We start from the raw sequence: 18,879 nt of genomic DNA, 5'->3' as shown, positions 1-18,879 counted from the left end.
CGCGATATCGTGCGAAACCGAGAGTTTCTGACCCGCGTGGCAGAGCTTCGACGGAATTTCCGCGAAGTTTCACTTAAGTGAAGCTAGACATTTTCGGGTGAAAGCGGCTCCCTCAGGAGGACGAGGGCCTCGTCTCCCGCGAGTGCGAGATGGCCGTCGGCCGGCCTCTCGGCGATGCGGCTGCCCGAACTCGACAGCAGGACGCGCCAGGCGTGATCCGGCGGCAGCGGCACGGTGCAAGGGGCGTGCCCGAAATTCAGGAGGATGCGCAGGACCTCGTCCCCGTGCGCGCGCTCGTAGACGAGGACGTCCCGCGCGACAAAGACCGCCCGGTAGAGGCCGAGGCTCAGGGCGGCGTGCTCGCGCCGCAGGGCCAGGAGGCGGCGGTAGAGGGTGAGGATCGAGCCGGGATCGTCGCGCAGCACCTCGACGTTGCAGGTCGCGGCCCCGGGATCGAGCGGCAGCCACGGCTCGGCGCTGGAGAACCCCGCCCGGGGCGTGCGGTCCCACTGCATCGGCGTGCGCGCCGGGTCGCGGCCGCGGCCGGGCTCGTTGCGCTCCCAGGGGTCGCGCGCCCGCCCGGGCGGGATCGGCACGCGGGCGAGCCCGATCTCGTCGCCGTAATAGAGCGTCGGCGTGCCCCGCAGGGTGAGGAGCAGCACCGCGGCGACCCGGGCCTGCGCGGCCCCGACGCGGGCGGCGATGCGCGGCTGGTCGTGGTTGCCGAGCACCCAGTTCGGCCAGCCGCCCTCCGGCAGGGCCGCCTCGTACTCGGCGACGAGCGCGGCGATCGTCTCGGCGTGCCAGCGGGCCTGGATCAACTGAAAGTTGAACGGCAGGTGCGCGCCGGACAGGTCGACGCCGTAATAGGCCATCAGCCGCTCCAGCGGCAGATAGATCTCGCCGATCAGCACCCGCTCGTCGTAGCCGTCGAGCACCGCGCGCATCTCGGCGACGACCTCCATCACCTCCGGCTGGTCGGCGGAGTAGAGGGGCGTGAGGCTGTTGATCTCGGCGTCGCCCGGGACGTAGTCGGGGTTCGGCGGGTTGTCCCGCAGCGCGGCGTCCTTGATCAGGTGCCAGATCACGTCGACCCGGAACCCGTCGACGCCGCGGTCGAGCCAGAAGCGCAGCACGTCCAGCATGGCCCGGCGCACCTCCGGGTTGCGCCAGTTGAGGTCGGGCTGCTCCTTCAGGAAGGCGTGGTAGTAGGACTGACCGGTGGCCGGGTCGAGGGTCCAGGCCGGCCCGCCGAAATTGCCCACCCAGTTGTTGGGGGGCGCGCCGTCGGGCTTCGGGTCGCGCCAGATGTACCAGTCGCGCCGCGCGTTGTCGCGGGAGGCGCGGCTCTCGCGGAACCACGGATGCGCGATCGAGGTGTGGTTGGGCACGAAATCCATGATCACCCGCAGGCGGCGCCGGTGCGCCTCGGCGACGAGCGCGTCGAAATCCGCGAGCGTGCCGAAGAGCGGGTCGATGTCGCAGTAATCGGAGACGTCGTAGCCGTAATCGGCCATCGGCGAGCGGCAGACCGGCGAGAGCCAGAGCGCGTCGACCCCGAGCCAGGCGAGGTAGTCGAGCCGGGCGGTGATGCCCTTGAGGTCGCCGACCCCGTCGCCGTTCGCGTCCTGGAAGGAGCGGGGATAGATTTGGTAGACCGTCCCGGCCTTCCACCAGAGTTCACCGGGCATCGCTCGCCTCCGTGCGCGTCGCGGGTTCAGGGGCGGGGCCGCGTCCGGGCGCGGCGCGCGGGCGGGCTTGCGCGCGGCGCCCGGTCAAGCAAATCGAAACCATGCAAACCGAAAGGGCGGCGGCGGTTCCCGCGCCGCGGCAGGCTAGCCGCCCCCCGTGACGGTTCGCCGACGCTCCCCGCGACCCCGGGGCGTGAGGAACCGCACCGCGGCCACGGCGTTCGTGGGCGATGATCCGCCCTGACTCTGCGGGAAACCCGTCCGAACGGCACGGCTTCCGGGGCGTCGCGACCGTTCATGACGCCTTCAGCCCGCCTCGGCCACAGTCGCGTCGGGTTTCGGTGCCACGTGTCGCGACGGCCACACGCCGGGAGACTTGTCGTCAAGCGCTCCGGCCGTCTCGACATGATGAAAAAGACGTCACACGATGAAGCAGTTCGGCCGATGATCTGCTGCCCGCAACGCGACCAAGAGCGCGGGGCAGAGAAGAGGATCGTCGGCGCTGAAGGGGGTTCCGAGGTGCTGAACGAAGCTCTACTGGCCGGTGATCGGCGACCAGAGACCGCCCCTGCGGCCGAGCCGCAGCTGTTCTGGCGGCCGCCGGCCGCGAGCCCTCCGTCCAGCGCGGACGATGTCTCGCTCCTGCGCGATGCAATTCTGGGCAAGCTCGCCTACGCGCTCGGCAGGTCGCCCGCGACCGCCCGCGACCGCGACTGGTTCGTCGCGACCGCGCTCGCCCTGCGCGACCGGGTCGTGGATGCCTGCCTGGCCTCGGACAGCCCGGCGGTGCCGCCCAAGCGCGTGCACTACCTGTCGCTCGAGTTCCTGATCGGGCGGCTCCTCTCCGACGTGATGGGCAATCTCGGCCTGACCGGGACGGCGCGGGCGGCCCTGGCCTCGCTCGGCGTCGATCTCGACGCGGTGGCGGGCGCCGAGCCCGACGCGGCGCTCGGCAACGGGGGCCTGGGCCGGCTCGCCGCCTGCTTCATGGAGAGCATGGCGAGCCTCGCGATTCCGGCCTACGGCTACGGCATCCGCTACGACCACGGCCTGTTCCGGCAGCTGATCGAGGACGGCGTCCAGCGCGAGGTGCCCGAGACCTGGCTCGCCGAGGGCAATCCCTGGGAGTTCGAGCGGCCCGACGCGGCCTGCCAGGTCGGGTTCGGCGGCGATGTCGCCATGACGGTGCTGCCGGACGGCGCGATCCGCCGCGTCTGGCGCCCGGCCGAGATCGTGCGGGCCGTGCCCTTCGACACGCCGGTGGTCGGATTCCGGGGCAGGCACGTCAACGTGCTGCGCCTGTGGCAGGCGCGGGCCGCCGAGCCCGTCGACCTCGCCCGCTTCAACGGCGGCGACCATGTCGGGGCGATGGCCGAGCGCGACCGGGTCGAGGCGATCTCCCGGGTGCTCTACCCGAGCGACGGCACGCCGGCCGGGCAGGAGCTGCGCCTGCGCCAGGAATTCTTCTTCACCTCGGCCTCGCTGCAGGACCTCGTGCGCCGCCACGTCGTCGAGCGCGGCGACCTGCGCACGCTGCCCGACCACGCGGCGATCCAGCTCAACGACACCCATCCGGCCATCGCGGTGCCGGAGCTGATGCGGCTCCTCGTGGACGAGCACGGCCTGTCCTGGGAGGATGCGTGGCACGTCACCACGCACACCCTCGGCTACACGAACCACACGCTCCTGCCCGAGGCGCTGGAGACCTGGCCGGTCGAGCTGATGGAGCGGCTGCTGCCGCGCCACATGCAGATCATCTACCTGATCAACTGGATGCACCTGGAGGAGCTCTCCAAGCACGGCCGGGTCGATGCGGGCCAGCTCGCCGAGGTCTCGCTGATCGAGGAGACGCACGGCAAGCGCGTGCGCATGGGCCACCTCGCCTTCCTGGGCGCGCGCCGGGTGAACGGCGTCTCCGCCCTGCACACGGAGCTGATGCGCAGGACGGTCTTCGCGCCCCTCCACGCCCTCGACACCGACAAGATCGTCAACAAGACGAACGGCATCACCTTCCGGCGCTGGCTCCACAACGCCAATCCGGGCCTGACCGCGCTCGCCGCGGAGGTGGTGGGCGAGGCGCTCCTCGACGATCCGACCGCCCTCGCCGGGCTCGCCGCGGTCGCCGACGATGCCGGTTTCCAGGCGCGCTACGCCGCCGTGCGGCGCGAGCGCAAGGAGGCCCTGGCCCGGGTCGTGAGGGAGCGCACCGGCATCGCCCTCGATCCGGCCGCCCTGTTCGACGTCCAGATCAAGCGCATCCACGAGTACAAGCGCCAGCTCCTCAACATCCTAGAGACGGTGGCGCTCTACCAGGCGATCCTCGCCGAGCCGGGGCGCGACTGGCCGGCCCGGGTGAAGCTCTTCGGCGGCAAGGCGGCGCCGAGCTACAGCCAAGCCAAGCTGATCATCCGGCTTGCCTGCGACGTGGCCAAGCGCGTCAACGCCGATCCGGCGGTGGCGGGCCGGCTGCAGGTCGCCTTCCTGCCGAACTACTCGGTCAGCCTCGCCGAGGCGATCATCCCGGCGGCCGACCTCTCCGAGCAGATCTCGACGGCGGGGCTCGAAGCCTCCGGCACCGGCAACATGAAGCTCGCGCTCAACGGCGCGCTGACGATCGGCACCCTCGACGGCGCCAACATCGAGATCAGGGAGCATGTCGGGGCCGAGAACATCTTCATCTTCGGCCTCGACGCGGCCGGGGTGCGGGCCACCAAGGCGCAGGGCGGCCACGCGGAGCGGGCGATCGCGGCCTCGCCGCGGCTGGCGGCCGCCCTCGACCTCGTCGCCTCCGGGGGCTTCTCGCCCGAGGAGCCGGGCCGGTTCAGGCCGCTCGTGGACGAACTCGCCGGCCCGGACCGCTACCTGCTGACCGCCGATTTCGACGATTACTGGCGGGTCCAGCGCGCGGTCGACGCCGCGTGGCGCGATCCGCGCGGCTGGTGGCGGGCGGCGATCCTCAACACCGCCCGAACGGCGTGGTTCTCCTCGGACCGCACCATGCGGGAATACGCCGAGGACATCTGGCGGGTGCGGGTCGGCTAAGCATCGTGCGTCGAAGCGGCCACCGGTTCGGCGGCGAACCGAAGCACCGCGTCAGCGAAAACGATGCACGAAGGACAGTGAAGCAGAGTTGCCCGGCGCAACTCCGCCGAGGATCCGGCCGGAGAACCCGACGGGGCGTGCCCCGGCCTCACCCGGCGATGTCCTGCCCGCCGCTCAGCGCTCGGTGAGCTTCAGCTCGATGCGCCGGTTGCGGGCGTAGGCCTCCTCGGTCGTGCCGGTGTCGAGGGGCTGGAACTCGCCGAAGGCGCCCGCGAGCAGGCGCTGGGGCGGGATCCCCCGTCCCACCATGTACTGCACCACCGCGATCGACCGGGCCGCCGACAGCGCCCAGTTCGACGGGAAGGTCGCCGAGCTGATCGGCCGCGCATCGGTGTGGCCGTCCACCCGCAGCACCCACGGGATGTCGGGCGGGATCTGCCGGCCGAGTTCGATGATCGCCACGGCGATGCGGTCGAGCTCCGCCCCGGCCTCGGGCCGCAGCGTGGCCTGACCGGCCGCGAACAGCACCTCCGATTGCAGCACGAAGCGGTCGCCCACGATGCGGATGTCGGAGCGGTTGCCGAGGATCTGCCGCAGGCGCCCGAAAAAGTCCGAGCGGTAGCGGGCCAGTTCCTGCACCCGCTGGGCCAGGGCCACGTTCAGGCGGCTGCCGAGATCGGCGATCCGGGCCTGGCTCTCCCGGTCCCGGGTCTCCGAGGCGGCGAGCGCGTCCTCCAGCGCCGCGAGCTGCTGGCGCATCGCCGCGATCTGCTGGTTCAGGAGCTCGACCTGGGACAGGGCCCGGTTGGTCGCGCCCTTCTCGGCCTCGAGCTGGCGCCCGAGATCGCTCGCCTTGCCCTGCGCGCCCTGGTCGGCCGACAGCGCGTCCTGCAGGCGCCGCCGCTCCGTCTCCGATTCTTGCAGGTTGGCCCGGAGCGAGGCGGCCGTCTCCTCCAGGGTGCGCCGCCCGGAGCGTTCGAGGGCGAGGAGGTCGGTCAGTTCGGCGATCTGCCGGTTGAGCCGGCCCAGCACCGTGTCGCGCCCGGAGATTTCCTGCGACAGGAAGAACTGCCCGGTGACGAAGATCGTCAGCAGGAACACCACCGAGAGCAGCAGGGTCGTCAGCGCGTCGACGTAGCCCGGCCAGACGTTGAGGGCGCGCTCGCGGCGCAGGAGGCGGCCGGCCATCAGATCCCGTCCCGGCGCGTCATCCCACGCGCTCCCGGCCCAGGCGGTCGAGCACCTGCTTGAGTTCGCGCTCGCGGCTCGCCTGGGCCTCGACCCAGTCGCGGATCATCTGCTGCTCGGCGCGCATGTGCTGGACGAGGCCCTGGATGCCCTCGGCGAGGTTCGCCATCGCCTGGGTGCTGGCGCGGCTGTTGCCCGTGCTGTCGCCGACCAGGGCGGAGAGGCGGGTCACCGCCTCGGCGAGGTCGCGCAGGGACGCCTCGGAGCTGCGGTTCGGCGCCTGCGGCGCGCCGGCCGCCTCCGGGCCGGCGCGGGCGACCAGCCAATCCTCCAGCTCGTTGTAGAAGCGCGTATGCGCCTGGCCCGCCTGGAGGTCGAGGAACCCGATGGTGAGCGAGCCGGCGAGGCCGAACAGGGAGGCCGAGAAGGCGAGCCCGATGCCGGAGAGCGGCACCGCGAGCCCGCTCTTCAGCTCGTCGAACATCACGGCGGCGTCGCCCCCGCCGGCGCGCATCGAGCGGATCACGTTGCCGACCGCCGAGAGCGTGTCGATGAGGCCCCAGAAGGTGCCGAGCAGGCCGAGCAGGATCAGGATGCCGGCGATGTAGCGCAGAGCCTCGCGGCCCTCGTCGAGGCGCGAGGCCACGGTGTCGAGGAGCGGGCGGAACCCCGCGGCGGGCACGGACTCGCCCGCGGCGGCGTCGCGGATCACGGGGGCGAGCGGGGCGATCACCCGCGGCTCGCCCGGATTCGTCTCCCGCATCGCCGTGCGGTTGACGAAGCGGATCTCGCGGAACAGGCGCCGCACCTGCCCGAAGGCGAGCAGGATCGCGATGAACAGGACGCCCAGGATCAGGCCATTGAGCCCGGGATTGGCCAGGAAGGCCGGCACGATCTGGCGGTAGAGCACGAAGGCGAGGAAACCGACCAGGATCAGGAACACCGCCATGCGGACGAGGAAGATCCGGGGCGATGTCAGGGGAGGGGACGCAGCACTCGCCGCCATCGCGTGGTTCGTCTCAGCTCGCGTGGGCCGCGGCGGGACTCGCCGCGCGGATCGGTCTCCGGCCCCGACCGATCCCGGGGGAAACCGGCGGCACTGTGCCGATTGGCCGGCCCGGGATCAAGCCGGCGCGGCTTCGGCCGGACCACGTAGGAGATCGGCCGGTGCGGGATCTCGGAGGCTGACAGGGGATCGTCCGGCTCCGACGGTCAGGGGAAAGAGGATGGATGGCGATCGCGCCAGTGCGGCCGATGGCGTTCGAGCGGCGTGCCGACCCGATTGCCGAGGCGCCACCGCACGCGACCGCCGGACCCCGCGCCCCTCCCTCATGCCGAGGAGCGGTGCGGATGCCATGAAGCTGCGGGCTCATGGCCCGCTCTGCGGAGGCGATCCCGGCCGGACAGCTCCGCGGCCTCGTCCAGGTCCTCGAATCCCGGCGGCATGGTCGTCCCGGAGACCGGGAGATCCTCGACCTCTCAGTCCCAGTCCCGGGGCCAGGCCTCCTCCAGGTGCGGCCCGAGCCGCACGGCGTGGACGCGGCGGGCGAGTCCGGTCTCGTCGTCGGTCTCGACGGCGAGTCCGCAGAGCGTGCCCTCGCCGGTCGCCGCCTCCAGCCGCGATCCCGGCGTCTTCTGCAGGAAGCGCCGCAGGGGCTCGTCCTTCTGCATGCCGAGCACCGAATCGAAATCGCCGCACATGCCCGCGTCGGATTGGTAGGCGGTGCCGCCCGGCAGGATGCGGTGGTCGGCGGTGGGGACGTGGGTGTGGGTGCCGACCACCAGCGAGGCGCGCCCGTCGAGGAAGTGGCCGAAGGCCTCCTTCTCGCTGGTGGCCTCCGCGTGGACGTCCACGATCACCGCGTCGGCGGCGCTGCCGAGGGGGCAGGCCGAGACCTCCCGGTCCGCCGCCGCGAAGGGATCGTCGAGGGGATCGAGGAAGATCCGGCCCATCACGTTGACGACGAGGACGCGCCCCCCCGCCCGGGTCTCGATCACGGTGGCGCCGCGCCCGGGCGTGCCCGGCGGGTAATTGGCCGGGCGCACCAGCCGCGGCTGGCGCGCGATGAAGACCAGGGCCTCGCGCTGGTCGAAGGAATGGTTGCCGAGGGTGACGGCGTCGGCGCCCGCGTCGATGAGTTCGTCGCAGATCGCCTCGGTGATGCCGAAGCCCCCGGCCGCGTTCTCGCCGTTGATGACGACGCAGTCGAGCTTCCAGCGCTCCCGCAGGCCCGGCAGCCGCTCCGCCACCACCTGGCGGCCGGGCCGCCCCACCACGTCGCCGAGGAAGAGGAGGCGCATGGCTCAGACTCCGGCGGGCAGGCTGGGGCTCGTGGCGGGCCCGATCACGCCCGCCTCGGTGACGATGTGGTCGAGGCTGTGATCGTGCGGGCCCTCCGGCACCTGCGCGATCTCCTGCACCGCGAAGGCGACGCCGACGGTGAGGATCGGCCCGTCCCGGGACAGATCCGCGAGCGCCCGGTCGTAGTAGCCTTTCCCGTAGCCGATGCGGTGCAGGCGGCGGTCGAAGGCGGCGAGCGGCACCAGCAGGGCCCGGGGCCGCACCTCGGCCGCCTCCGGCCCCGGCTCGCTCAGCCCGAAGCCGCCGGCGCTGAGCGCGTCGTCCTCGGCCACCTGGCGGAAGACCAGGCCGGCCGGCGTGACCTGCGGCAGGGCGACGGCCTGGCCGCGGTCGCGCAGGGCGGCGATCAGCGGGCGCACGTCGACCTCGCTGCGGATCGGCCAATAGGCGCTGACGAGGCCGGCGCCGGCCAGGGCGGGCAAAGCGAGCACCGCCTCGGCGATGCGCCGGGACGCCTCGGCCCGATAGGCCGCGTCGAGCCCGTCCCGCCGCGCCAGGGCCTCCCGGCGGAGGCTGGCCTTGTCGGTCGGGACCAGGATGTCGTCTGTCATGGAGGAGCGCGGAGCCACGAAAGCCGTTGGAGGATCGATCCCGGGAAACCTACAGCGTAGGTGGGCGCCGTGTGCCCCGGTCCACGGACCAGGGCGGGGACAGCTCCCGAGGGAGTCGATAAGGCCCCGGGGATATGTGTCTCCTGACGCACCCCGCAGCCCCGCCCCCCTCATGTAGCGCCGGCGGGCAGCCGGCGCCAGGGGCGAGATGGCGGGCGGGCGTCCCGCTCATGCCAGCCCGGCGAGCGTGCGCCTTGCACGCGCGGTGATCGCCTCGAAGCGGCCTTCGCGGATCTCCGCCTCGGGGGCGAGCCAGGAGCCGCCGACCGCGACCACGTTCGGCAGCGCCAGCCAGGATTTCGCGTCCGCCTCGGCGATGCCGCCGGTGGGGCAGAAGCGCGCCTGCGGGAAGGGACCGGCGAGGGCCTTCAGGGCCGCCTGCCCGCCCGCCGGCACGGCGGGGAAGAACTTGGCGATTCGGAACCCCGCCGCCAGCACCTGCATCAGCTCGGAGGGGGTGGCGACGCCCGGCATGAAGGCGAGGTCGCTCTCCGCGGCGGCCCGCAGCAGGTCCGGCGTGGCGCCCGGGCTAAGGGCGAAGCGGGCGCCGAGCGCCCGGGCCGCCTCCAGGTCGTCGGGCGTCAGCACCGTGCCGATCCCGACCACGGCGTCCGGCACCTCCGCCATGATCGCCCGCGCGGCGTCGCGGGCGACCGGGGTGCGCAGGGTGATCTCCAGGGTCCGGATGCCCCCCGCCACCAGGGCCCGGGCGAGGGGGACGGCGTGGGCGAGCTCCGGCACCGTGATCACCGGGATCACGGGCGACTCGGCCAGCAGGGCTTCGAGGCGGGCTTGGCGGGTCGGCTCTTGGCGGGCCTGATCTTGGCGGGTCGGCTCTTGGCGGGTCGGCTCTTGGCGTGACTGATCTTGGCGGGCCTGATCTTCGCGGGATGCGGCGGGACTCGTCATGCGGGGGTCTCTCCGGGGGATCGGAAGGGCAGGGCGGGCATCGCGGCGGGCGGGATGACGGCGCCGCGATGCCCGATCACCGCGCCCGCGAGGCGGTGGCCGCAGGCCGCGGCGTCGGAGGGCGGCAGGCCGGCGAGCCGGGCGGCGATGTAGCCGGCCGCGAAGCTGTCGCCCGCGGCCGTGGTGTCGACGACGGTCTCGACGGGGCTCGCCGGCACGGTCTCCTCGCGATCCCCGTGCAGGAGCCGCGCCGCCGGAACGCGGGCGCTCGATTCCTTGAGCACGATCTCGGCCCGGCCGCGGTGGCGCAGCACCTCCGCCTCGCCGGTCTCGCCGTAGAGCCAGTCGAGATCCTCGACCGAGGCGAAGATCAGGTCGGCGCGGGCCAGCGCGGCCCGGAAGACGGCGCGCGCCTCCTCCCGGTCGGGCCAGCCGCGGGGGCGGTAATTGGTGTCGAAGGCGACCCGGCCGCCCCGGCCCTGCAGCGCCGCCAGGGTCTCGTCCAGGGCCGCGCGCCCGGCGGGCCCGTAGAGCGACAGGCTGATCCCGGACAGGTAGACGAGGTCGTAGCCGGCGAGCGCCTCCCGGGTCGCCCCGGCGAGCGGCTCGGTGAACAGGTCGCGGGCCGCGGCGCTGTCGCGCCAGTAGTGGAAGCTGCGCTCGCCCGCCGCGTCGGTCCGGATGATGTAGAGGCCCGGCATCCGCCCGGGCAGGCGGCGCACGCGGCCGAGGCCGATCCCCTCGCGCGCCCAGGCTTGCGTCATCTCGTCGCTCCAGGGATCGTCGCCGAGCGCCGTGACATAGTCCACCGTCACGCCGAGCCGGGCGAGGTACAGGGCGGTGTTGAGCGTGTCGCCCCCGAAGCCGCGGCTGAGCGCACCGTCGGGGCGCTCCGCCAGCTCCACCATGCACTCGCCCAGGCAGGCAACCCTCATCCGACGTCCTCCGGTCCCGCCCGGCGAGGCCTAAGCCGCCTCGCGGGCTTGTCAACGCTGCGCGGCGTTGCCCGCGTGGGCTCCCACCCGGGCGGGATGCTTGCGCATTCCCTGCGAACAAGGCCATAGATGCAGGCCACCTGACCTTACGGGAGCTTCAGACGGCATGCCAACCTTCCGTCTTCGCGTCGCCGCACGCGGCCGGCACGGCACGGTCGGGCGCGCCTTGCGCGACGTGTCCATCGAGGCGGCGAGCGTCCGCGAGGCCTCGGCCCGCGCGCTCGGCCGGGCCGACGAGTTCTTCTGCGACGAGGCCAACCTCGCCTGGCTCACGGACGATGCCGGAAACCTCGTCTGGACCCTCCCGATCGAGGAGGCGGAGCGGGCCGAGGCGTGACCGTGCGAGCGCCCCGGCGCCAATCCTGCGCCGCAGCGCCTTTCTGGCGCCGCAGCGCCTTTCTGGCGCCGCAGCGCCTTCCTGGCGCCGCAATGGGACGGCGAGTGCGGGGAGCGAGCGCTGCCAGGCGCGCCGGACCCTTCCCGATGAGACGATCCCTCCTCGCCCTCGGTCTCCTGCTGCTGACGGGTCCGGCCCTCGCCGACTGGCGCTACTGCCTCGCCCGGGGGCCGCAGCAGGTCGTGTATGTGTCGCTGCCGTTCACGACCGTCGACGCGATCGACCGGGTGGGCGCGGCCTTCGCGCACGCCCTCGACGAGGAGCGGCGCGTCCACGACCCGGTGCAATGCCCGCGGGCCGACGGGGCCCTGGCCCTGCGGGCCATGCGGCAGGCCGCGCTCCGCTTCAATCGCGAGGAGGGGCAGGCCGTCGTCGAACTCGACTGGACGCCCGAGCGCGGATCCCGCTCCGCCCAGGCCTCCCGGTGAAGGCGGCCGCCGCGCCGCGGTGAATTCCCGTGCCGATTGTGGACGCGGCCATGGCTCGGCTAAGACTCTCGTCCGGCACCGGCCTTGCGGGGCGCGAACCGGGCCCAGCACGGCACAGGAGGGACGACGTTGCGCAAATACTTCGGAACCGACGGCATCCGGGGCCGCGCGAACGGCGTCATCACCCCGGAACTGGCGCTCAAGGTCGGGCAGGCCGCCGGGTTGCTCTTCCAGCGCGGCGACCATCGCCACCGCGTGGTGATCGGCAAGGACACCCGCCTCTCCGGCTACATGATCGAGACCGCGCTCGTCGCGGGCTTCACCTCCGTGGGCATGGACGTGCTGCTGCTCGGGCCGATGCCGACCCCCGCCGTGGCGATGCTCACCCGCTCGATGCGCGCCGATATCGGGGTGATGATCTCGGCCTCCCACAATCCCTACGAGGATAACGGCATCAAGCTGTTCGGGCCGGACGGGTTCAAGCTCAGCGACGAGGTCGAGCACGAGATCGAGCGCCTGCTCGACGCCGACCTGCAGAAGCGCCTGTCGGGCTCCGCCGATCTCGGGCGCGCCAAGCGGATCGAGAGCGTGCACGCGCGCTACATCGAGTTCGCCAAGCGCACCCTGCCGCGCAGCATCACCCTGGAGGGGCTGCGGGTCGTCGTCGACTGCGCCAACGGCGCCGCCTACCGGGTCGCCCCCGAGACCCTGTGGGAGCTGGGCGCGGAGGTGATCGCCATCGGCACCGAGCCGGACGGGTTCAACATCAACCGCGACGTCGGCTCGACGGCCCCCGACGCCCTGGTGCGCAAGGTGCGCGAGCTGCGCGCCGACATCGGCATCGCCCTCGACGGGGACGCCGACCGGGTGCTCGTCGTGGACGAGAAGGGCCAGCGGGTCGACGGCGACCAGCTGATGGCCGTGGTCGCCCGCTCCTGGAAGGAGGACCAGCGCCTCACCCAGCCCGGCATCGTCGCCACGATCATGTCCAATCTCGGCCTCGAGCGCTATCTCGGCGAGCTCGGCCTCGGCCTGGTGCGCACCGCCGTCGGCGACCGCTACGTGCTCGAATACATGCGCGAGCACGGTTACAATCTCGGCGGCGAGCAGTCCGGCCACATCATCATGTCCGATTACGCCACGACCGGGGACGGGCTCGTGGCGGCCCTGCAGCTCCTCACCGTGGTGCAGCGCCAGCAGCGGCCGGTGAGCGAGGTCTGCCACTGCTTCGACCCGCTGCCGCAGGTGCTCAAGAACGTGCGCTACCGGGCGGGCGAGCCGCTGCGCCAGGATTCCGTCGTCACCGCCATCGAGGGCGCGCGCCAGCGCCTGGGCAATGCCGGGCGGCTGGTGATCCGCCCCTCCGGGACCGAGCCGGTGATCCGCGTGATGGCCGAGGGCGACAACCGCGACCTCGTGGTCGAAGTCGTCGACGAGGTGGTGGAAGCCCTGCGGCAGGCGGCGGCCTGAGCGCCGCCCGGCGGCGCGGACACGCGCCGCGTGGAGTGCACCCCTGCAGTAAGCCTAAGGTTTAACGTTAAACGTAAGTTTACTTCTTGCGTCGAAAGTCATGACGCTATCCCGGAGGGGCCGCCTGAGGTGCAGCACGGCCCTGAGATCAAGGATTCGTCATGGGCCGCTCCAAGCCACGCGCGCTGGCGCGCATCGTCACGCTCGCGGCGGGCATCGGCGTGCCGGGCTTCGTCCACGCCGCCGACCTGCTCCCGCCCCCGCCGCCCCCTCCGCCGCCCGTCGAGGTCGGCGGGGGCTGGTACCTGCGCGGCGATGTCGGCGTCGGCATCACCGACCTGCGGCAGACCATCGCCGAGGACGTCACCGTTCCGGCCAAGCCCTACAAGTACAAGACGATCCAGGATCACCTCTCCGACCAGTTCTTCATCGGAGCCGGCGTCGGCTACCAGTTCAATCCCTGGCTCCGCGCCGACATCACCGGCGAGTACCGCTCGCAGGCGGATTGGCGGTTCGTGTCCAAGGACGTGTCGCCGGGCGTGGGCCCGGGCCAGAACCTGTACAACCGCGACACCGGCAAGCTCTCGACGGTGGTGTCCCTCGCCAACGTCTACGCCGATCTCGGCACGTGGTACGGCGTGACGCCCTTCATCGGCGCGGGCGTCGGCGTCGCGCACCACATGTTCGGCAGCGTCACGGACGAGGGGCTGGGCGACGCGGCGGGCGGGTTCGGCTACGGCCCGTCGAACGCCAAGACCAACCTCGCCTGGGCCGTCCACGCCGGTCTCGGCTACGCGGTCTCGCCGAACCTGAAGCTCGAACTGGCCTACCGCTACCTGAACATGGGCGAGGCGCGCTCCGGCCGGCTCGACTGCTTCCCCGGCTGCGTGAATCCGCCGCTCAGCACGGTCTACACGCTCAAGGACATCGAGTCCCACGACATCAAGATCGGCATGCGCTGGATGCTCGGCGGGCCGGTCGTGGCGCCGGTACCGGTCCCGGTCGCCAGCTTCGAGCCGGCGCCGCCTCCCGGGCCGATCGTCCGCAAGTACTGAGCGAGGATCCGGGCCGGATCATCGCGATCGCGCGGCGCCGTCGGAGGGCGGCGCCGCGCGTGCTCGTGCGGAAACCGCCGTCACGGCCGGCCCGGACGAGGTCGGATTAGGGTTAATCCCTCTCTAACCTTTGTAGTTTACGACATTCCGCTGTGGTCCTGACCGCCCTGCCGCGGGCCGCCAGAGGAAGAGGGTGATCGCATGCGTGGATGGCCTGATTGCCGGCCGGCGATGGCGCTGGGCTTCGTGCTGCTGGGCGCGGCCGCCGCCCAGGCCGCCGACCTGCTCCCGCCCGCCCTGCCGCCCGCGCCTCCCCCGCCGGCGCCGGTCGAGATCGGCGGCAGCTGGTACCTGCGCGGCGACTTCACGGCGAGCGACTTCAACCGGCCGGGCGACGACACCCTGCCGGGCACGCCGGGCGCCAAGCTGGAGAATCTGCGCCTGGGCAGCAGCCAGGGCGGCGGCGGCGGCATCGGCTACCGGGTCAACAGCTTCCTGCGGGCGGACTTCACCCTGGACGCGCGCGGGGGCACCCGCTTCCACGACACCAGCTCCCGCACCCGCTACGTCGAGGGCTTCAACGAGGAGGGCGGCAAGCTCGACGTGCTGACCGGCCTGTTCAACGTCTACGCCGACCTCGGCACGTGGTGGGGCTTCACCCCCTATGTCGGCGCCGGGGTGGGCTTCGCCGAGAAGCGCTTCCACGACGGCTGGACCCAGACCACCTGCCTCACGGTCACCTGCGGCGACACGCAGCCCACCTACGTGATCGGGCCGCAGACGCGGGACGCCCGCGCGAGCCGGACGATCACGACCTTCGCCTGGGCGGCGATGGCCGGCCTGTCCTACGATTTCGGCAACGGCCTGAGCCTCGACGCCAGCTACCGCTACCTCGACATCGGCAAGGCGCGGACCGGCTTCGACGCCTATAGCGGCAACACGCGCCTGAAGGACATCACGGCGAACGAGGTCCGGGTCGGCCTGCGCTGGGCCTTCGGCGCGAAGCCCTTCGGGGATCTCATGGGCCCGCCCGGCGCCTACTGAGACGGGATCAGCTTGATCGAAGCGGATCCCGGATCACGAGCCCGCGCGGCGCCTGAGCGAAGCCGACATCCGCATTGCGAAGCAATCAACCGGATGTCGTATGAGACGGGATCCGCTCGATCGAAGCGGATCCTGTCTCCGCAAGCCCGCGCGGCGCCCGAGCCAAGCCGACATCCGCCATCCCGAAGCGACCGAGCGGATCGGGCATGGCTCAGGAGATCAATCCGTTCACCGCAGAGGCCCGGAGCCCCCGCTCCGGGCCTCTCGCTTTCGAGATTGCGGCCGCGAGGAGGTAGCGGCGCAAGACTATCTTAAGGTTACCAGCGGATTATGCGGCATCGAGATCCACTACCGAAGCCGACGCACCCGTCGGGGGACCGCCCTCATGCGTATCGTGACCTCAACTTTGCTCGCGGGATTGTGCGTCTGCGGCCTCACACCGGCGCGCGCGGCCGATCTCGATTTCGCCACGCTGCGCGGCACGAGCTACGACGCGCCCGCGCCGGCGGGGAACTGGGACGGGTTCTACTTCGGCGGCCATGGCGGCTGGACCAGCACCAGCTTCGGCTTCGGCAGCGTGTTCCAGGCCCCGGTCGCCAATTACCTGCGTCAGACGAAGTTCGAGTCCGATCTCAACGCCTCGACGCTCCTGCATCCGGGATCGATGCGGCGCGACAGCACGACCTTCGGCGCCTACGTGGGCATCAACTTCCAGCTCGACGAGTTCGTGGCGGGCGCCGAGCTCGACTACACCCACCTGAGCGCGCGCGGCTGGACCTCGGACGAGATCGGGCGCGCGATCGTCGGCAGCGACGGCTGGTGGCGCGCCGTCTACCTGACCGGCAATGCGAGCACCCGCATCGACGATTACGCCACGCTGCGCGCCCGCTTCGGCTACGATGCGGGCAATTTCATGCCCTTCGTCACCGGCGGTTTCGCGATCGGGCGGGCCCAGATCAGCGAGACGATCGGCGTTCAGCCGATCGAGTACGATCAGGCGACCTACAAGAGCAATCAGAGTGCGGCGAGGCCTGCTTACGTCAACTATTCCGGCTACAGCAATTTCGATCAGACGAATCCCGGCGCGAGCACTCCGAGCGCGCCCCACCTGCTGGTCCGCTCGCGGGAGAAGATCGTGGGCGGCATCGCGGCCGGCGCCGGCATGGAATTCGCCATGACGGCGAACATCCTGCTCCGCGCGGAGTACCAGTTCGTCCAGTTCAACGACTTCGACGGGCACAAGGCGAACATCAACACCGTGCGCGGCGGCGCGGCGCTGAAATTCTGAGTCCCGCCTTGCGGGCGGGCCCGAACCGTCCCAGTCTCGCGCCCCGCCCGAGGGGGCGAGGCACGGGGTTCGGGCCATGCGGCGTCTCTCCGGCAAGGTCGCGCTCGTCACCGGCGGCGCCCGCGGGATCGGGCTCGCGACCGCGCGGCGCTTCGCCGAGGAGGGCGCCGCCGCGGTGATCCTCGCCGACATCGACGCCGAGGCCGGCGCCCGGGCCGCCGCGACGAACCCGGTCTTCCGCTTCGCGCCCCTCGACGTGACGCAGGACGCGGCGTGGCAGGACGCCACCGACGAGGCGGTCGCGCGCGAGGGCGGGCTCGACGTCGTCGTCAACTGCGCCGGCATCGCGGTCGTGGCGACGATCGAATCCGTGACGCTGGAGCAGTGGCGCCGGGTGCAGGCCGTCAACGTCGACGGCACGTTCCTGGGCTGCCGCCACGCGGTCCGGGTGATGAAGCCGCCCGCGGGCCGCGGCGGGGCGATCATCAACCTGTCCTCGGTCTCCGGCATCATCGGCGGCCACAACCTCGCCGCCTACAACGCCTCCAAGGGGGCGGTGCGGCTACTGACCAAGTCGGTGGCCCTGCACTGCGCCCGGCAGGGCTACGGGATCCGCTGCAACTCGATCCATCCGGGCTTCACCGAGACCGACATGCTGCACGACCTCGCGGCGGGCGGGCGGGACCCGGAGGTCCTGCGCGAGCGCCTGCGCGCCTCGGTTCCCCTCGGCCGCAACGCCCGGGCCGACGAGATCGCCGCGCTCGCCGCCTACCTGGCGGCGGACGAATCCGGCTTCGTCACCGGCGCCGAGCTCGTCATCGACGGGGGCGTCACCGCGCAGTGAGCCGGAAACCATAACGGGCGATCGCGGGCGCCGCTTAACGCTCCGCTGGCCCGGGCCGGCGATGCTCCGGGCGGTCCCGGAGACTCCGCCCGCGGGACCCCGCCCGTGAGACCTCGCCCGTGAGATCTCGCCCGTGAGACCTGGCCCGTGAGACCTGGCCCGTGAGACCTGGCCCGTGAGACCTCGCCAATGCGTCGCCCGCTCCTGATCGCCGGCCTCCTCGCCGCGCTCGCCGCTCCCGCTTCGGCGGACGGGATGCCGGAGGTGCCGTTCCCCCGCCATCCGGCCGGCGCCCGGCCGCACCCGGCCCGAGTGCCCGCCTCCGCCGCGGCCTATCCCCGCCCCGTGCGCGACGGCTTCGGCCCGCCCCCCGCCCGGTCCTGGCGCGGCCCGATCCGGGTGCAGCCGGTCGGCTACGGCGAGACGGACGGCGCGGTCTACCACGCCTGGATGCCCCGCAACGACCGCCTGCCGATCTACAACGAGCCGCCGCCCGTCTTCCCCGAGGAGTGAGGCGGCACGCCGCGACGGCCCCGTCCCACCGGCCCAGGATGCTGACGCAGCGGGCCGTCGACCCTCTCGAATGGCCGGCGCCGGCCGCTGGCTCGACGACAATTCGAGATCCGACCCAGCGGTCACGGGACATGACCGTCGGGATCAGGTCTCCAGCTCGCTGTCCCAGTAGAGGTAGTCGAGCCACGTGTGGTGGTACTGCCGGTGGTCGAATTCGGGCTGGCGGCGGTGCAGTTCGTAGCGGCTCGGCCGGCGCGGCGGGTTGAGGAGGGGCATCTCCGCCTCCTCCGGCGTGCGGTTCGCCTTGCGCAGGTTGCAGGGGCTGCAGGCCGCCACGACGTTCTCCCAGCTCGACTGCCCGCCGCGCGAGCGCGGCACCACGTGGTCGAAGGTCAGCCCGCCGGCCGGGAGCCGGATCCCGCAATACTGGCAGCTGAACGTGTCGCGCAGGTAGATGTTGTAGCGCGTGAAGGCGGGCGAGCGGGCCATCGCCACGTAGTTCTTCAGCGCCACCACGCTCGGCACCTTGAGCGAGCGACTCGGAGAGCGGGCCTCGACGTCGTAGCTCGCCACCAGGGTGACGCGATCGAGGAACAGGGCGGTGAACGCGTCCTTCCACGACCACAGCGAGAGCGGGTTGTAGGAGAGCGGCCGGTAATCCGCGTTCAGCACGAGGGTTTGAAGATCCAGCATCATCCTTCCCTGGCAACTGGCCGGAAGCGGCGAGGGGGCCCGGCGGGGAGCCGGGTCTCGCGACGCTCGCGGAGGGAGGAGATGGGGCGCATCGCCTACCTCACGCTCTGTCCGGGGGGAGTGAGGGGACACGGCGGAAGGCCGGCACGGCCGCCCGGCGGGCGGTTGCCGCGGATCGTCGGAGCCCGGGATCGTGCCGGGCCTCTGTGCTGCTGGACCGAGATGAGCGACGCCATCGGCTCACAGCAGACCGGAAGGGCCGAGTCCATTGCGCACTCATTCTAGAAGCACCATGACAGGGTTGTGAAGGTTCGGGGCCTCGCCCGCGGTGTCGCGCCCCCAACTTGTA

General features: G+C 72.0%; 17 protein-coding genes and 1 other RNA gene. 9 read left to right on the top strand and 9 right to left on the bottom strand.

Annotated features, from left to right (window positions below; translation table 11 throughout):
• Positions 1-83: 83 nt before the first annotated feature.
• Positions 84-1,691, bottom strand: a complete 1,608-nt coding sequence (locus tag M446_RS14730; protein WP_012332887.1) for an alpha-amylase family glycosyl hydrolase — start codon at positions 1,689-1,691, stop codon at positions 84-86.
• Between the two features lie 519 nt (positions 1,692-2,210).
• Here M446_RS14730 and M446_RS14725 point away from each other — a divergent pair.
• Positions 2,211-4,733, top strand: a complete 2,523-nt coding sequence (locus M446_RS14725; protein ID WP_012332886.1) for a glycogen/starch/alpha-glucan phosphorylase — start codon at positions 2,211-2,213, stop codon at positions 4,731-4,733.
• A gap of 174 nt (positions 4,734-4,907) precedes the next feature.
• Here M446_RS14725 and M446_RS14720 read toward each other — a convergent pair whose 3' ends face one another.
• The 7 genes from M446_RS14720 to M446_RS14695 form a co-directional block, all read right to left on the bottom strand.
• Positions 4,908-5,921, bottom strand: a complete 1,014-nt coding sequence (locus tag M446_RS14720) for a peptidoglycan -binding protein (RefSeq protein WP_012332885.1) — start codon at positions 5,919-5,921, stop codon at positions 4,908-4,910.
• Between the two features lie 19 nt (positions 5,922-5,940).
• The gene (locus M446_RS14715; RefSeq protein ID WP_012332884.1) at positions 5,941-6,927 is read right to left on the bottom strand and encodes a MotA/TolQ/ExbB proton channel family protein; all 987 of its coding nucleotides are present in this window, start codon (positions 6,925-6,927) and stop codon (positions 5,941-5,943) included.
• Between the two features lie 473 nt (positions 6,928-7,400).
• Positions 7,401-8,222, bottom strand: coding sequence for a TIGR00282 family metallophosphoesterase (locus tag M446_RS14710; protein ID WP_012332883.1), 822 nt, complete (start codon positions 8,220-8,222; stop codon positions 7,401-7,403).
• 3 nt (positions 8,223-8,225) lie between these two features.
• Entirely contained in the window at positions 8,226-8,834 is a 609-nt protein-coding gene (locus tag M446_RS14705) for a 5-formyltetrahydrofolate cyclo-ligase (protein ID WP_012332882.1), read from the bottom strand.
• A 7-nt stretch (positions 8,835-8,841) separates the two neighbouring features.
• Positions 8,842-8,999: non-coding RNA, 6S RNA (gene ssrS / locus M446_RS34405), on the bottom strand.
• Positions 9,000-9,062: 63 nt separating this feature from the next.
• The gene (eda, locus tag M446_RS14700) at positions 9,063-9,803 is read right to left on the bottom strand and encodes a bifunctional 4-hydroxy-2-oxoglutarate aldolase/2-dehydro-3-deoxy-phosphogluconate aldolase (RefSeq protein ID WP_012332881.1); all 741 of its coding nucleotides are present in this window, start codon (positions 9,801-9,803) and stop codon (positions 9,063-9,065) included.
• Complete coding sequence (locus M446_RS14695) at positions 9,800-10,738, bottom strand: sugar kinase (RefSeq protein WP_012332880.1); 939 nt, start codon at positions 10,736-10,738, stop codon at positions 9,800-9,802. The genes eda and M446_RS14695 overlap by 4 nt, the downstream gene beginning before the upstream one ends.
• Positions 10,739-10,904: 166 nt before the next feature.
• Here M446_RS14695 and M446_RS14690 point away from each other — a divergent pair, with 166 nt between their 5' ends.
• The 8 genes from M446_RS14690 to M446_RS14655 all read left to right on the top strand — a co-directional run bounded on the left by M446_RS14690 (position 10,905) and on the right by M446_RS14655 (position 17,837).
• Positions 10,905-11,135: a hypothetical protein gene (locus tag M446_RS14690; protein WP_012332879.1), complete on the top strand. Its 231-nt coding sequence runs from the start codon at positions 10,905-10,907 to the stop codon at positions 11,133-11,135.
• A gap of 146 nt (positions 11,136-11,281) precedes the next feature.
• Positions 11,282-11,623 carry a hypothetical protein gene (locus tag M446_RS14685; protein ID WP_012332878.1) on the top strand — a complete coding sequence of 114 codons (342 nt, stop codon included), beginning with the start codon at positions 11,282-11,284 and terminating at the stop codon, positions 11,621-11,623.
• Positions 11,624-11,752: 129 nt separating this feature from the next.
• On the top strand, positions 11,753-13,093 hold the full coding sequence (glmM, locus tag M446_RS14680; RefSeq protein ID WP_012332877.1) for a phosphoglucosamine mutase: 1,341 nt from the start codon (positions 11,753-11,755) through the stop codon (positions 13,091-13,093).
• Between the two features lie 161 nt (positions 13,094-13,254).
• Positions 13,255-14,148: an outer membrane protein gene (locus M446_RS14675; protein WP_012332876.1), complete on the top strand. Its 894-nt coding sequence runs from the start codon at positions 13,255-13,257 to the stop codon at positions 14,146-14,148.
• A 201-nt stretch (positions 14,149-14,349) separates the two neighbouring features.
• The gene (locus M446_RS14670; protein WP_265576623.1) at positions 14,350-15,192 is read left to right on the top strand and encodes an outer membrane protein; all 843 of its coding nucleotides are present in this window, start codon (positions 14,350-14,352) and stop codon (positions 15,190-15,192) included.
• Between the two features lie 385 nt (positions 15,193-15,577).
• Positions 15,578-16,480: an outer membrane protein gene (locus tag M446_RS14665; RefSeq protein ID WP_012332874.1), complete on the top strand. Its 903-nt coding sequence runs from the start codon at positions 15,578-15,580 to the stop codon at positions 16,478-16,480.
• A gap of 76 nt (positions 16,481-16,556) precedes the next feature.
• Positions 16,557-17,324, top strand: a complete 768-nt coding sequence (locus M446_RS14660; RefSeq protein WP_012332873.1) for a glucose 1-dehydrogenase — start codon at positions 16,557-16,559, stop codon at positions 17,322-17,324.
• 189 nt (positions 17,325-17,513) lie between these two features.
• Positions 17,514-17,837, top strand: coding sequence for a hypothetical protein (locus tag M446_RS14655; RefSeq protein WP_012332872.1), 324 nt, complete (start codon positions 17,514-17,516; stop codon positions 17,835-17,837).
• Positions 17,838-17,981: 144 nt separating this feature from the next.
• Here the strand turns inward: M446_RS14655 and M446_RS14650 are convergent, their stop codons facing one another.
• On the bottom strand, positions 17,982-18,530 hold the full coding sequence (locus M446_RS14650; protein ID WP_018260512.1) for an HNH endonuclease: 549 nt from the start codon (positions 18,528-18,530) through the stop codon (positions 17,982-17,984).
• Positions 18,531-18,879: the final 349 nt, after the last annotated feature.

Source organism: Methylobacterium sp. 4-46 (assembly GCF_000019365.1).
In the GTDB taxonomy this organism is placed as follows: domain Bacteria; phylum Pseudomonadota; class Alphaproteobacteria; order Rhizobiales; family Beijerinckiaceae; genus Methylobacterium.
This window is presented reverse-complemented; position numbering and strand designations above follow the sequence as displayed.